The following is a 13,006-nucleotide window of genomic DNA, read 5'->3' on the forward strand; positions in this document are numbered from 1 at the left end:
GGTTCAGCGGTGGTTGATGGTGCCGGTGGCGCGGCCGAAGAGGCCGGTGGCGGTGATCTGCTGGGTGATGTGGGTGGTGCCCCGGCCGGTGGCCCGGGGGCGTCCGGTGCGCAGGGCGATGGCTCCGGCGGTGCCGGTGGCGATCAGGGCGGCAGCGGCCCACAGGGCGTTGGTCATGGCGGTCAGTCCCGGGGCGGCGTAGGAGATACCGATGCCTGCGGCGGCGATTCCGCCGCCGACGGTGGGTGCGAGGAGGGCGGTGGTGCGGGCCCATGCCGGTACCGGCCGTACTCCCGGACCGGCCGCCCCCGGGGCGGTGGTGATCACCGGCACGGGGGTGGGGTGGGTGTAGGCGAGGGTGCGGCGGCCGTCCGGGAGGGTGACCAGTTCCACCCCGGGCGGGATCTCCCGGGGGGCCATCGGGGGTCGGGACGGGTCGGGGAGGTAGGCGGGCCGGAAGGCCGGACCGGTCTCCAGGGCGGTGGTGGTGATCTCGTACGGCTCATGCACGGTGGTCCTCCAGGGCCGCCGGGCTGGCCCCGCACGGGGGTGTGCGCGGGGCCAGCCCGGCGGGTGTTACGCAGAGTCGGACGGGAGGTGTGAGGGGGTGTTACGCGGTGCTGTTACGCCCGTCTAACAGCCCGTCTGCCTAAGGGTTTGGGTGTTAGGCGGGCGTAACGCGTTACGGGTGTCAGGCAGGTGTGAGGGCGGGGACGATGCGCCACCGGCCGGTCTGGCTGGTGGGTTCCAGACGGCCGTCCACGGCCGCGTCCTTCAGCCGGAGGGAGACCCACGAGCGCGAGAGATTGTGGGTGTCGCACCAGTCCATGAAGTCCTTCGGTCCGATGACCATCCGGCCCTCGGACGCGAACTCGTCCAGCGCCTGGGCGAACAGTTCCCGCGCTTGGTCCGGGGACGGCTTGCGCCCGGCGGGTTCGCCGAACAGCGGGGCGTCGTCACCGGGCTGGGGACCGGGGAGGTCGGCTTCGGGGTCGATGTCCTTGTCTTCCGGGTCGACCGCCGGTCCTGTGCCGGTGCTGGGGTCGTCCATCCCGGGTTCCTCCGTCGGGCCGGTGCCGGTGTCCGGCTGGCTGCGGTCGGTGTAGGCGGACCCTGCAACCCCGGTGGCGGCACGGGCGGTGACGGGGTCGACGCGGGCGCCGTTGCGGGCGGCCCACTGGGCCACCGTCTCCATGAGGCTGGTGGCGGTGTCGGTGAACCACCGCGTACGGCCCGGACTGCTGTACCGCTCCTCGGGGATGCCGGGGGTGATGAGGTAGCAGTAGCCGGGGCGGCGGTTGGCCCAGCGCTCCGGCGCGGCCCCGGCGTCGATCACCGCATCAGGGAGCATGAACGAGGCGGCCATGGCGTTGGGGACGCCGAAGCACAGCCGGGACCCGAGCGCGTCGCGGGTGGTGGTGGAGAGCTGGTCGTGGCTGGGCCGCTGGAGCGACACCACCAGCGCCATCCCCGCCGACCGGGCCAGGTTCGCGATGCTGTTGAACGCGTCGTCCCCGAGGAGACCGAGGGAGACCCCGGCCTCCTCAAACCAGGCGACGTGGAAGGGCAGCCCTTCGCACCCGCACGGGGTGCCGCCGGTGCGGCAGGAGTGCTTGGGGTCGGTCTGCCGCTGGGCGGCGGCGGCCTCCCACTGGCGGTAGGAGTGCTGGCCCAGCCACTGTGTGCGGGCGGGGATGACGGCCTTGACCGCCTCGATCATGACTTCGGTGGGCGTGCCTCCCTCAACGGCCCAGTCGATCCCGGGCAGCAGGGGCCGGAAGTCCTGGAACCCCTTCGGGTCCGACAGCCAGAAGATCACGTCCGTGCGGGACAGGATCTCCGTCATAAGGTTCAGGGCCCCGTCGCCCTTGCCCGAGCCGGTCATGCCCGCGATCAGGACGTGCGTGGCGTTGCGTCCGGCCTCCTTGTCGCCGGGCAGCCACAGCAGGAGAGGGGAGCCATCGTCGTACACGCCGATCACGAGCGGGTCGGTGATCGACCCACCCGGATGGGACGGGCCCTCTTCCTCCCAGCGGACCGTGTCGGCGAGCATGTCGACCGGCACCACCACCAGTTCGCCCCGGCGGGCCGAGTCGGGGTCGGGCAGGTACCGCACGGCGGTCGGGGGGACGTCCAGCGCGGACGCGACCCGGGGCAGGGCCCGGGTCACGTCGTCGTTGGTCTGCTCGCCCGGCTCCAGCACCAGACCGGCGGTCACCCGGTTCGGTTCCACCTTCGCGTTCTTGATCGCCGCCTTGGCCAGCCCCACCTTCTCCAGCAGCGACCCCGACGGATCGGCGGTGCGCTCGGTGGAACGGAGGGTCTGGCGGAGGTTCCACGACAGGGCGGCGGTCGCCCCGCCGATCAGGAACAGGTCGGGCAGCGGCCCGGCGAGCGCGGCCCCGGTCACCCACCCGGACCCGGCCGCCACCGTGATGGCCGAGTGCAGACGGCGCTGCGGACCGGCGTTCTTGCCCGCCCACCACGCCGCCCCGGTCAGCGTCACCGACGCCAGGGTCAGCCCCACCCCCGCCGCAGCCGACCCCGACCACAGCACATGTCCCCCGGCCCCGGCCACGCCGACCACCCCGGTCACGATCCACGGAGGCGCGTACGGCTTGGCCCGGTGCCACAGCCACGACCGCAGCCCGGACGCGGACGACTCGCCCTTCAGCCGCTCTTCCCGATCCTTCTCGGTATCGGTGTTCTTGCTGGTCATCACGTTCACCTCCCTACTGGCGGGCCCAGTCCATGCGGGGACCCTGCGGGCGCCGGGCCCGGTGCCGGACGCGGTTGATCTCTTCCTCGAACTCCTGCTGGAACGCCGCGTAGCAGGCGGCGGCGTTCACGGCCGCGTCCTTCAGCGCATCAGCGCTCTTGCGCATCTTCCGGGCCACCTTCCGGGCCCGCAGCTTCGCCCCGAAGGGGCGGCCCTCCGGGTCCGGCACCGTCTCCAGCGTCGCCTTCAGGATCTCCGCGCCCATCGACACCTCGAACGACAGCCCAATACCCAAGGCCCGCAGGTGGTTGCAGTACGAGCGGATGTCCGCCGGGGACGTGAAGTACGGCTCCGGCAGATGCCCGTCCCGGTGCGCGGCACCGGCACCACCGCCGCCGCCCGCCGGAGTGGGCACCGCCGTCTTGCTGCCCGTGTTCACGTTCACCGTGAACCCCGGAGCGAACGCCGTGTACGAGCTGGACTTGTTCGTCTTGGCCTGGCTGCCATTCGCGCCACGGCCCGGACTGGTAGTACTCATAGCCATCGCCTCCAGGCGAAGATCAGAGGGAGTTGGGCTCCAGCGCGAAGAACGTCACGTTGGCGTCGGCAAGCTCCGGACGGGCAGCGACGATCTGCCGCTTGAGCCACACGTAGACGTCGTAGCGGGTGTCCCGGGTGCCCGGGGTGAGCGTGCCGTCCCACGTGAACATCGCCTGACCAGGCAGATCCAGCGTGAGGACGTAGTGGTGCGATCCCTGCTGCGGAACAGCAGCAGCAGTCTCATGCGCGGTCGTCATGACCGGTCCCTTCAGAAGTCAGGAAGCCTCAGACCGTGTGCGGGGCGCCGTCGGCGCAGGGCACGCACATGCCGAGAGAGCGCGGGATGCAGTAGCCGCAGTCGGTGCGGCAGGAAGGGCAGGTGCGGCGGGCCCGCATCGCGGCAGCGAGGGCGGCGGCACGGGCCGGGGTCATCGGCCGCACCGGGAGCGCCAGAGCCACCCGGTACAGGTAGGCCGTCAGCGGCCCCCGGCCCCGCCGGGCCTCAGCCCGTCGGCGCGGAGCTGACGCCGGGTGGCGTACCCGTCCGGGGCGCACCGCCACGGGAAGGTGGGGATGCCGTGGCGGGCGCCGTCCGGGTCGTAGAGATCACGACGGGCCACCACGGCGGATACCCCGCTCATGCTCCGGTCCCCTCACGGGCCAGCAGCGCGGTCCACACGAGCCGGATGCGGGCGTCGCCGCCGACGTACCCGGCGGCGCGGTAGGCGGCCAGGGCCTGCCGGTAGGACAGAGGCGGGTCCTCGCTGTGGCGGAGATAGCGCAGCACCACCATCAGCTGATCTTCCGTCAGTGGCTCGCCCGGGGTGGGTGTGGCGACCCCCGCCACGGCCGCCGCGTCGTCCAGCACCATCGGCGCCACACCCGTGGCGGGTGCGGCGGGCGGCTCCGGTACGGGTGCGGCAGACGCCGGACCCAGGGCCGTGACCTGCGTGTCCGCCCCCGCCACGGGTGTGGCGGGGGTCTTCTCCGGGGGACGTGCCGACACGGGCGCCGTGGGCCCCCACACCGGGAGCTCCCACCGGGCCGCCACACCCGGTGCGGCGGCCGTGGCGGGTGCCGCCACACTCGCCAGCGCCCGGCCCGTGGCCTCACCCGTGCGGGCACTCTCCAGCACCGACCACGCCTGGGCCAGCGCCCCGGCGGTCTCCGCCTGGACCCGGGCGACCCGCGCCCCGACGCCGGTCACGGCCGTCAGGCGGGTTTCCTCGGTGGCGGCCTGTGCCCGCAGCCGGGCCCGTGCCACCGCCGCCGTATCCCGCGCCTCCTGCTGCACCCGCTGGATCGTTCCCAGCGCGCTCGGGGTGAGCGCGGTCCGCTCCCACAGCCCGTGCACCACCCACAGGAGCTTCGCCCCGATCGGCAGCCACGACACGGCCAGCCACGGGGCGGGGGACTCCTCGGTGAGGGCGTGGGCGACCAGGACCCCGGTCGCCACCGCCCCGAAGAGCCAGCCGACGACCGTGACCGGGGTCGACCGGTCCCCTTGCGCGGCGAGACGCCGTTCGTAGGCGAGGGTGGTGAGCCAGCCGCCGTCGATCCCCGCCCCGACGACCGCCACGACCAGCAGCGGCAGCACCGGATCGAGCCACAGCACGATCACGACCAGCGTCAGCACCATCGACACGGCCGTCATCGCCATGGCGGGCCCAGCCGTCCGCTGCGCGGCCTTCATGACCCGCCGCCGATCCGGCGGACCTCGATCGAGGCAGCCAGCTCAGTCGGACCGTCGGGGACCGTGAGTTCTTCCCACGCCCACCGGCGGCCCACCACCTCAAAGCCCAGCGCCCGCAGCGCGGCCGTGCGCTCCGCAGGAGTGGGGGCAGGATCGGTCCGGCCGAACTCCATCTCCGGCCACTCCTCACAGGAGGCATCGTGAAGGACGACGCACAACCCCCACCCCCCGCCGAACTGATCCAGACGCGCGGTATAGGTCGTCATGCCGCACCCCCGATGGTCAGTTCGTCAACGAAGAGGCAGGTCCGCCCGGTGCCGGGCGCCATGCCCACGACGGGGTCCAGCTCGACGCCGACGTACTCGCGGCCGCAGTTCCGGTGGTCGGGGTTGGTGACACGACCGACGTCGACCCCGTTGACGGTGCCCGTGCGCCCGTCGGACGAGACAACGCGGGTGCCCTTCGGGAGATCAGCGGCGGTACGGGGTGCGGCAATCTCCACGGTGGTGGGGTCCTGGAGCTGCGCCAGCACGGCCATGCCCTGCTCCGTCAGCGTGCTTTCCACCGGGTGGATCAGGCCCCGGGCGACCAGGGCGCGTTCCGTGCCGACACTGCACACCACCACTGCGCCGTCCCCGCCCGTGGAGAGGGCACGACGCATGCACTCACTCAGCCGATCGGCCCTGACCCCGGCGACAGACGCGGTACTCACACCGCACCCCCGATCACGATCGCGACCGCCACGACCAGCAGCCCGAGACCGGCCAGGACAAGAACCATCCCCCGGCTGATCGCCTGGTACTTGGCCAGCGCGACGCCGGACTGCACCGCGATGTGCTCGGCGGTCCGGTCCGTCTCCAGATCGGCCCGGATCTCGTCCACGGTCATCCGAGCCCACGCCGGGAACCCGACCGGGCGGGCACCTCCCAGCCGGGGGCAGACCGCCACCAGCAGCATGACGACCGCAGCCACCAGCAGCACGACCCCCGCTCCACCGCTGACATAGGCCCCGGTCGGCAGGCCGCGCAGATCCTTCGCCGCCGCCACCACCGCCAGCAGGACCGCGCCGACAAACGCCATCACACCCGCGACCTTGCCGTCAGCCTTGGCGATCTCCGCCTGCACCCCGGTAAGAGCAGCCGCCAGCCGCGCCTCAAGCCCCGTGTTCATGCCGCACTCCCCAGAGCCGAAACAGCCGTCGTGGTCGTGGTGGTGTGGTTGGTCAGGTCCCGGCGCGCGGCCAGCGTCCGGCGGTGGGCCCGCCGCACCGGCCGCTCCCCCGCCGCCCGCACCGGGCGGACAGCGCCGATCAGCGCGTCCAGCCACTCCGCAGCGGCGGTCAGCACCTCGGCCTCCAGATCCAGACCGGCCGCGTCCGCGAGGATCGCGGGCATCTCAGCCTCGATCGCGTCCAGGTCCGCGTCCGTGGGCTCAAGCCACTCGACCGCGTCAGCGACGGCGGCCGGTTGAAGGACAATGTCCATGGGTCGTATCTCTCCTCGTAGTGGTTGGTGTGCGGCCCGACAGCGGCCCCCGGGGGTGCATCCCCGGGGGCCGCGCCAGAGAGGGGCTGGTCAGCCCTTCTTGTTCTTCTTCTTGCCGCCGTCGCTCTTCTTGCCGGGCACCATCCGAACGCCCGGCGCGACGGCGGCCTCCCCGTGGAGCGTCGCCGTCTCGGTCACCACACGACCGGTCTGCGGGTCCACAACCCGACGGATACGTTCGCGAGCCATCGATCTCTCCTGTCCGGGGCCGGTACCTCCGGCTCCCCGCGCTCCCGTCCGTACAGCCCTCGCGGGGCCGGACGGACAGGAGAGGCAACCGGCCGCCCCGAACGGGGCGGGAACGGCTTTCACCGGTGCCCCGTTGCCACGGGGCACCGGTCCCGAGATGCCGGATACGGGCGCGTCATCGTCGCTGCTCTGACGCCAGCAGGGCGGCCGTGCACCAGATGGCACCCCACGGGCTGACCTCCCGAAAAGGGAGGGATGATCCCGCGCAGGTGGTCTCCAGAGCTGGCACACGAGCAAGGTGTGCCGCCGGACGGCACTTACCCGGCCGCCGCAGGGACGGCATTTACCCGGCCGTCGCGGGGACGGGGACTTCCACCCCGCCGTTCATTCGCACACTCTGTTCAGTTCTCAAGCAACGATCAATCGCTCCCCGGTGAGCGCGGCAACCCCTGCTCAGGGCTCCCGTTCACACGGGACCCACCGGACGCTGCGAGCAGCCCAAAGAAGGGCCTCTCCATCTCCTCCGCTCTCGCGGTGGCGACATGCTCAACATAGAGAACCTGCTTAGGCAGGTCAAGAGAGTCAGGAGACTCGGGCTTGTTGGGCATGTGTTCTAGCATGGATTCATGAGCCTTGACCCGGACGACCCGCGCCCCCCGTATCAGCAGGTCAGCAGCGCGTTGCGTGCCGCGATCCTCACCCGCAAGGAAGGCTTCACCCCGGGTGACAAACTTCCCTCCGGCCCCGAACTTGCTCGCCGGTACGGCGTAGCTCGGGGCACCGTCGACAAGGCCCTTGACCTCCTCCGAGGTGAAGGGCTCATCGTTACGCGCCAGGGCAGTGGCAGCTTCGTGCGGGAGCGAACAGAGCGACCGGTAGGGCTCCGCCCCCACCTGGAAGCAGCGTTCGCGGAGCCGAACGTCACGATCGATTTCGCTGGCTTCTCCAGCGAGACCCTGCACAACGCCATGCAGGAACCACTGGACAAGGTACGCAGTGGACGACTCACGCCGGAGTCCGTGACCGTCCGACTGCTCTTGCCGGACGCTTCGGCACCGATGGGGGTGCCTGTGGCCGTAGATGGCCTACGCGACGAAGAGGCGCTGCGGCGCAGGGCTCACAACATCGGCGTCACGAACGCGGGCGGCATCAAGCACTCCGTCGAAGTGCTGGCGGAATATGGCTTGGTCCAGTCAGCGAAGGTAGAGGTTCGGGTACACAAAGCATCGAGCCTGTTCAAGCTCTACGTTCTGAACGAGCGAGAGGCATTCTTCGGTTTCTACCCGCTACGCGAAAGGTCTCTCACCTTCGAGGGCGAGTCCTACTCCTTCTTTGACATCACCGGGAAGGACACGACCCTGTTCCACCACTCCGCCGGACCCGATGACGCCTCAATCGGTTCCCAGTACGTCCAGCAGGCTCAGCGGTGGTTCAACAGCGTGTGGGACACGATCGCCTACGAGTGGAAGGCGTGACCGCATGAACGCGCTGGTGAAAGCACTGCGCCCCGCCCGCCACGTTCTTCTCGACTTCGATGGCCCGGTGTGCTCGGCGTTCGCGGGCCTGCCAGCTCCAGAGGTGACCAAACGCCTCCAGGACTTCCTAGCCAAAGAAGCTCCGAACGCACCTATCGGTTCCGCCGCAGAGACAGACCCATTCGTCATCCTCCGGTCCGTAGCCGATGCCCACCCATCGCTCATTCCAACTGCCGATTCCTATCTCAGCCAGCTTGAGGAGGTCGCGGTGAGGGTTGCCAGCCCGACACCAGGTGCCGAATCACTTTTGCGTGCGTGTCAGCAGACGGGGCGCAATGTGTGGGTGGTCAGCAACAACGCCGGAATTGCCATTCGCTCCTACCTGACTGCCCACAGCCTGCACGACTACGTGGCGGAAGTCTTCGGTCGGGTCCCTGGCGATCCGTCCTCCATGAAGCCCAGCACCCGACTGCTCGATGACGCGCTGCAAGCGGCGGACGCAGACCCATCCGAGTGCGTGTTCATCGGGGACGCGGTACGGGACGTAGAGGCTGGCACGGCAGCGGGGGTGGCCACCATCGGGTACGCCAACAAGCCCCATAAGTCAGCGAAGCTCGCGGCAGCCGGGGCCATCGCGGTAACGGACTCTATGGCCGAGCTGGCTGAGGCCGTCACGGCTGCGGGACCTGTCGGACGCTGAGGGCTCCCAGCCTGCTCAGCGCAGCCAGTGCGTGAGCAGTGCGTGAACTGTCGGAGCACTCTCACGCACTGACCCGTTCTTGCAGGTCAGAGCAGCCTTCGCAGGTCTCATGCGCATGCCCTCCGGAGCCGTGTGCGCAGGTTCGAATCCTGCCGGGGGCACTCCGAATTAAGGCCCTGACCAGCAGAAATGCCGGTCAGGGCCTTTCTTGTGCATGGCAGAACAGCAACGGTCGACTGGACCGTGTGCAACTGGCTGCCACCAGGACGCTGGCCAGCGGTTTCGTCGCGATCCAAGGCGGAGGGGACGAGTTCGCGATCCCGCGGAGAAATCCGTGTCGGATTCTGCGGGACACCCGCGGGATGAAAGTCGGCGAGGGCCCTCTTTGCCCGCTGAAACTCTGTGACCTGCTATTCCCATCGCTGGGGACACCAATGCCCTATGTCCGGGGGGCCGTTTGTCTTTCCGGGGCTACAGGGCGCCATGAGGTCTCGATCGGCCATCGAGCCGTGCCAGCAGAGCCCTTCGGGTCCCAGGCCATGAGGAGGGTGGAGGCCGGCGCGGCCCAGTCCTCGGCTCCACGGAGGAGATCGGTCGCCGCCATCGCGCCCTCTTCTGCCAGGAGTTGCCCGCCGATGCCCTGGGGAACCCACAATGCCGCGGTGGACCGGCGCCGGTCCACGGCAACCTGGTACGCCGCGAGCACAGCCGACTCCCCGTCGGTCAGCACCTCGTGTCTCCCCGCACCACGCGTGGACGGCCCGGTAGGGGGTATCTCCACCCCGATCAGCCTCCACGGCTTCCCGGCCGATGCCGTGGCCGCAGCCTCGCGGACTTGCTCGGCCCACGCTTCGGTCAACCGTTCCAACGACCGCTCGGCCTCGTCCCTCCCTTTCCGCCGACGCCCCACCGCTTCGTGGAACGCCGGCTGGGCCGAGAGCACTGCTTTCGACGAGCGGCTTGGCATCCCACCGCGCACCGGTGCACCACGCCCGCCAGGTCCTCAGCAGCGCTCCGGTGCCGAGTTCGACCTGACCCACGCCGGTCCTCCCCCTCGACGGTCTGCGGTTGCTTCCCCTTCGCGTTCATGACGAGCCACCACCTCTCCGACCAGGTGAACCCGCCGGGGCTGCGTGCGGGATGCCGCACACACAGATAGGGCATCAGCGGTAGGATAGGTAGCATGAGCGAACCTACCGGCAAGTATTCGATCACCATGCCGCGCGATATCGCCGAGGCCGCCAAGGCCCGCAGTGGCCCCTCCGGACTTTCCGCCTATGTGGCCGCAGCCGTCGCCCGGCAGATCGAGCGCGACAACCTCAACGAGATCATCCAGGTCGCCGAGGCCGAGCACGGCCCCGTCAGCGACGAGGAGATCCAGTCAGCGCGCGACCAGCTCCACCGCGCCCGCAGTCAGCAGCAGACGCAGGGCGGAGCAAACGCCGCGTGACCCGTTCTCCTGCCGCCCCCGGCGGCACGCTCGTGCTCGACAGCGAAGGGCTGGCCAAGGCGGTCCTCCGTGACCGGACGGTCACGACCTGGCTCGCCCTGGCCAGGACCGACGACCTCCGCGTGATCACTTCCGCGGCCACCCTGGTGGAGGTCGTCCACCCCCGGATCAACCGCCCCGCCCTGGAGTGGATGCTCTCCCGCATCGTGGTCGAACCGGCCACCGAGGCCATCGCCCGGCACGCGGCGGCCCTCCTCGCGGACGTCGGCCTCCACGGCCACAAGTACGCGATCGACGCCATGCTCAGCGCCACGGCCCTCGCCTCACCCGGGCCGGCCACCATCCTGACCTCCGGCCCCGAGGACCTCACCGCCCTCTGCGGTGGACGTGCGACCGTGATCAAGATCTGACCGGGCTCGCGGACCGCGTCCGACCCGCCTGGACAGAGCACCCAGCGGGCAGCAGCAAGCCGCCGGGCGAGTGGCAGGGGGTGCTCAAGTCCGGGCAGAGGACTCTGTCCTGAGGCGCCACCAACTCGGACCCCGTGTCAGTGCCCCTCGCTACCCTCTTCGCACCATTCGATGGTGACGCTCTGGAACACCCACCTCAGGCAGAGGGCAGACAGGAGCAGGTCGGAGGCATGCGCCCCGGAACAACTCTGACGGATCTTCGCGAACAGTGGATCCGAGAGATCTGCACCGGCCTGGTCGATCCGGCGGGGAAGGAGTCGGCACTCGGCCCCACCTCGGGTCTCGGACGAGCTTGGCGACCCTGTCTTGCTTCGCGCTCTGGTGATCATGCGGATTGCCGTCCTGGAGGCGAACGGCCACCGGGCGACGGCGGGGCCGGGATGGCGGACCGCTCCCCGTCCCCACGAACCTCCTGAGCCGTGTGCGCAGGGCGGTTCCCACCAGGGGCAGCACAGTGAACGGTGCCAGGCGGCGGCAGTGGCTCACAGGCCGTGGCCGTCCATCAGCCGCATCAGGTTCCGCTTGCGCCTCTGTGCCGTGCGCACGTCGGTGATGTACGCGGTGAAGTCGTCCGGCGTGCCGAGAAGGCGGTGGCAGTCACCCATGCTCAGGAACAGGCCGACGAGCCGCTCATAGACACGATTGCCGGTCTCATGGGCGAGGCCGGCAGCCATCCGGTGGTAGACGGCGAGGGCGTCGGCGGGGCGGGTCGCGCGCGACAGGTCGGCGAGGGTGAGCCACTGGTCGTCGTGGGTGCCGTGGGTCATGGCCGCCTGCCAGGCGGCGTCGGTGTCCTTGTCGTCCAGGAGGACGTCGACGAGGACACGGCCGCCGTGCGCGGCCTTCTGGTCGGCGTCCGCGCGCAGGAGGTCCAGAGCCCTCTCCCGCTCGGGCGGCCAGCATGCGGCGGCCCGGGCCGCGGTGCGCAGTTGCCGGTAGGTGAGCAGGGTGCGGCGGGCGGCGAAGTGGTCGCGGCGCAGGGTGAGGGCGTCGGTGGGGCGGTCGGTCCGTGCGTAGCGGTCGGCGAGGTGGTCGACCAGGGCCGTGTCGACGGCGGCGAGGTCCGCGGTGGCGCGGAGGCCGCGCTCGGCCCATTCCAGGGCGTCGGCGGGGCGGTCGGCGGCGTCCAGTTCGCGGGCGATCAGCAGATGGGTGTGGCCGTTCGGCGCGAGGTCCGCGGCGAGCACGGCGACCACCGTGTCGATGTCCCGGCGCGCCCCGGCCAGGCGCCGCATCAGCTCCTTCTCGGCCCAGCCGGTGCGGTTCGCCGTCCATGCCTCCGTCGCGTACCGGAGCAGGGCGGCCCTCCCCCGCTCGTCGAGCAGGTCCTCGTAGTCGAGCGGGTCGATGTCCGTCAGGTCGGCGGCGTCGTCGAGGGCGTGGGTGACCAGCCAGTGCGCGAGTTCCTCCGGGTCCGGGCGGGTCGCGCGGCAGGCGTCGTGGTGGATGTCGGCGAGGTCGGTACCGATCCCGCCGAGCCATCCGTCGGAGTCGTCGACGCTCTCGACCACCCCGGCGAGCAGCCCGATCGCCTCCCGCGCCAGCGCGATCGCGTCGGCGGCCCGACCCGATGCGGTCAGTGAACGGATCGCGGACACCGCCTGTCCGGCCTGGTCGGCGTAGGCGCGGGCATCGGCGTACTCGACGTGGCCGTACTGGGCGAACGGAGCGATGTCGAGCGCGTCCCGGATGCGGGAGCGGAGTGCGGCCAGGTCGCCCCGGGCGCTCGCCGCCCGCAGCTCCAGGCGGCGGCGGAGCCGGCGGTCCTCGGCGAGTTCGTCGCGTACGACGGTGAGCAGTTCGTCCGGGGAGAGGCCGGACAGCCAGGCGTCGAGGCTCCGCGCCCGGGTCCGGGCCGACTCCCGCAGGCGGGGAAGCCCGCCCTCCTGGGCGAGCACGGTCAGGCCGAGCGCGACCAGGTGCTTGCAGAAGTTGCCCTCCTGGCCGTACGGGCAGTCGCACACGCCCGTGAGCCCCCCGCGCCGACCCGGCGTCAACTCCGCCTCGTAGCGCTCCGTGCCGCGGACCGAGGCCCTGATCCAGCCGTCGCCGACCTCCACACCGGACACCGCGTCGACGTAACCGAGCCCGCGCTCGAACGAACGCGGCCCGGCCAGCGACCGGAGGTCCGCCTCCGTCAGCCTCTCCATGGCTTCCCCACCCCGTTTCGGCTCCCGCTCGACGTCTGTCGGCCTCCGGTCGATGGTCCCATCACCCGTGCGGGGA

The 13,006-nt window shown here is 70.9% G+C and carries 15 protein-coding genes and 1 pseudogene; 4 read left to right on the plus strand and 12 right to left on the minus strand.

All coding sequences use genetic code 11. The features are described from left to right. Positions 1-3 precede the first annotated feature (3 nt). The 11 genes and pseudogenes from CRV15_RS07355 to CRV15_RS36615 form a co-directional block, all read right to left on the minus strand. Positions 4-510, minus strand: coding sequence for a hypothetical protein (locus tag CRV15_RS07355; RefSeq protein WP_003952465.1), 507 nt, complete (start codon positions 508-510; stop codon positions 4-6). A 181-nt stretch (positions 511-691) separates the two neighbouring features. Further along, positions 692-2,719 carry a plasmid transfer protein TraB gene (traB, locus tag CRV15_RS07360; protein ID WP_003961844.1) on the minus strand — a complete coding sequence of 676 codons (2,028 nt, stop codon included), beginning with the start codon at positions 2,717-2,719 and terminating at the stop codon, positions 692-694. A 13-nt stretch (positions 2,720-2,732) separates the two neighbouring features. Further along, positions 2,733-3,263 (minus strand): plasmid transfer protein TraA, encoded by a 531-nt coding sequence (traA, locus tag CRV15_RS07365; RefSeq protein ID WP_003961843.1) that lies wholly within the window; start codon positions 3,261-3,263, stop codon positions 2,733-2,735. Positions 3,264-3,279: 16 nt separating this feature from the next. Next, the gene (locus CRV15_RS07370; protein ID WP_003952468.1) at positions 3,280-3,516 is read right to left on the minus strand and encodes a hypothetical protein; all 237 of its coding nucleotides are present in this window, start codon (positions 3,514-3,516) and stop codon (positions 3,280-3,282) included. A 28-nt stretch (positions 3,517-3,544) separates the two neighbouring features. Further along, a pseudogene (locus CRV15_RS07375) lies at positions 3,545-3,900 on the minus strand (RRQRL motif-containing zinc-binding protein). After that, positions 3,897-4,952 carry a hypothetical protein gene (locus CRV15_RS07380; protein WP_003961840.1) on the minus strand — a complete coding sequence of 352 codons (1,056 nt, stop codon included), beginning with the start codon at positions 4,950-4,952 and terminating at the stop codon, positions 3,897-3,899. Before CRV15_RS07380 ends, CRV15_RS07375 begins: the two are co-directional and overlap by 4 nt. After that, on the minus strand, positions 4,949-5,218 hold the full coding sequence (locus tag CRV15_RS07385; protein WP_003952472.1) for a DUF6303 family protein: 270 nt from the start codon (positions 5,216-5,218) through the stop codon (positions 4,949-4,951). Before CRV15_RS07385 ends, CRV15_RS07380 begins: the two co-directional genes overlap by 4 nt. After that, positions 5,215-5,613, minus strand: a complete 399-nt coding sequence (locus CRV15_RS07390; protein WP_230864167.1) for a hypothetical protein — start codon at positions 5,611-5,613, stop codon at positions 5,215-5,217. The genes CRV15_RS07385 and CRV15_RS07390 overlap by 4 nt, the downstream gene beginning before the upstream one ends. Positions 5,614-5,660: 47 nt before the next feature. Beyond that, positions 5,661-6,122, minus strand: a complete 462-nt coding sequence (locus CRV15_RS07395) for a Pycsar system effector family protein (RefSeq protein ID WP_003961839.1) — start codon at positions 6,120-6,122, stop codon at positions 5,661-5,663. Further along, positions 6,119-6,436 (minus strand): DUF6284 family protein, encoded by a 318-nt coding sequence (locus CRV15_RS07400; protein ID WP_009997541.1) that lies wholly within the window; start codon positions 6,434-6,436, stop codon positions 6,119-6,121. Before CRV15_RS07400 ends, CRV15_RS07395 begins: the two co-directional genes overlap by 4 nt. Positions 6,437-6,526: 90 nt before the next feature. Beyond that, a complete protein-coding gene (locus tag CRV15_RS36615; protein WP_230864166.1) occupies positions 6,527-6,685 on the minus strand; it encodes a hypothetical protein in 159 nt (52 codons plus the stop codon). Positions 6,686-7,311: 626 nt separating this feature from the next. Between CRV15_RS36615 and CRV15_RS07410 the strand changes: the two genes are divergently transcribed. The 4 genes from CRV15_RS07410 to CRV15_RS07425 all read left to right on the plus strand — a co-directional run bounded on the left by CRV15_RS07410 (position 7,312) and on the right by CRV15_RS07425 (position 10,720). Continuing rightward, positions 7,312-8,160, plus strand: a complete 849-nt coding sequence (locus tag CRV15_RS07410; RefSeq protein WP_003952477.1) for a GntR family transcriptional regulator — start codon at positions 7,312-7,314, stop codon at positions 8,158-8,160. A gap of 4 nt (positions 8,161-8,164) precedes the next feature. Next, positions 8,165-8,860 carry an HAD family hydrolase gene (locus tag CRV15_RS07415; protein WP_003952478.1) on the plus strand — a complete coding sequence of 232 codons (696 nt, stop codon included), beginning with the start codon at positions 8,165-8,167 and terminating at the stop codon, positions 8,858-8,860. Between the two features lie 1,183 nt (positions 8,861-10,043). Then, the gene (locus CRV15_RS07420; RefSeq protein WP_003952481.1) at positions 10,044-10,310 is read left to right on the plus strand and encodes a hypothetical protein; all 267 of its coding nucleotides are present in this window, start codon (positions 10,044-10,046) and stop codon (positions 10,308-10,310) included. Continuing rightward, positions 10,307-10,720 (plus strand): PIN domain-containing protein, encoded by a 414-nt coding sequence (locus CRV15_RS07425; RefSeq protein ID WP_003952482.1) that lies wholly within the window; start codon positions 10,307-10,309, stop codon positions 10,718-10,720. Before CRV15_RS07420 ends, CRV15_RS07425 begins: the two co-directional genes overlap by 4 nt. Before the next feature lie 542 nt (positions 10,721-11,262). Here CRV15_RS07425 and CRV15_RS07430 read toward each other — a convergent pair. Beyond that, complete coding sequence (locus CRV15_RS07430) at positions 11,263-12,930, minus strand: SWIM zinc finger family protein (protein WP_003952484.1); 1,668 nt, start codon at positions 12,928-12,930, stop codon at positions 11,263-11,265. Between the last annotated feature and the right edge of the window lie 76 nt (positions 12,931-13,006).

Source organism: Streptomyces clavuligerus (genome assembly GCF_005519465.1).
In the GTDB taxonomy this organism is placed as follows: Bacteria; Actinomycetota; Actinomycetes; order Streptomycetales; family Streptomycetaceae; genus Streptomyces; species Streptomyces clavuligerus.

Coding starts and splice junctions, on each gene's coding strand:
- traB (WP_003961844.1), bottom strand. CDS start 2,719: ATGACCAGCAAGAACACCGATACCGAGAAGGATCGGGAAGAGCGGCTG.
- traA (WP_003961843.1), bottom strand. CDS start 3,263: ATGGCTATGAGTACTACCAGTCCGGGCCGTGGCGCGAATGGCAGCCAG.
- CRV15_RS07370 (WP_003952468.1), bottom strand. CDS start 3,516: ATGACGACCGCGCATGAGACTGCTGCTGCTGTTCCGCAGCAGGGATCG.
- CRV15_RS07380 (WP_003961840.1), bottom strand. CDS start 4,952: ATGAAGGCCGCGCAGCGGACGGCTGGGCCCGCCATGGCGATGACGGCC.
- CRV15_RS07385 (WP_003952472.1), bottom strand. CDS start 5,218: ATGACGACCTATACCGCGCGTCTGGATCAGTTCGGCGGGGGGTGGGGG.
- CRV15_RS07390 (WP_230864167.1), bottom strand. CDS start 5,613: ATGCGTCGTGCCCTCTCCACGGGCGGGGACGGCGCAGTGGTGGTGTGC.
- CRV15_RS07395 (WP_003961839.1), bottom strand. CDS start 6,122: ATGAACACGGGGCTTGAGGCGCGGCTGGCGGCTGCTCTTACCGGGGTG.
- CRV15_RS07400 (WP_009997541.1), bottom strand. CDS start 6,436: ATGGACATTGTCCTTCAACCGGCCGCCGTCGCTGACGCGGTCGAGTGG.
- CRV15_RS36615 (WP_230864166.1), bottom strand. CDS start 6,685: ATGGCTCGCGAACGTATCCGTCGGGTTGTGGACCCGCAGACCGGTCGT.
- CRV15_RS07410 (WP_003952477.1), top strand. CDS start 7,312: ATGAGCCTTGACCCGGACGACCCGCGCCCCCCGTATCAGCAGGTCAGC.
- CRV15_RS07415 (WP_003952478.1), top strand. CDS start 8,165: ATGAACGCGCTGGTGAAAGCACTGCGCCCCGCCCGCCACGTTCTTCTC.
- CRV15_RS07420 (WP_003952481.1), top strand. CDS start 10,044: ATGAGCGAACCTACCGGCAAGTATTCGATCACCATGCCGCGCGATATC.
- CRV15_RS07430 (WP_003952484.1), bottom strand. CDS start 12,930: ATGGAGAGGCTGACGGAGGCGGACCTCCGGTCGCTGGCCGGGCCGCGT.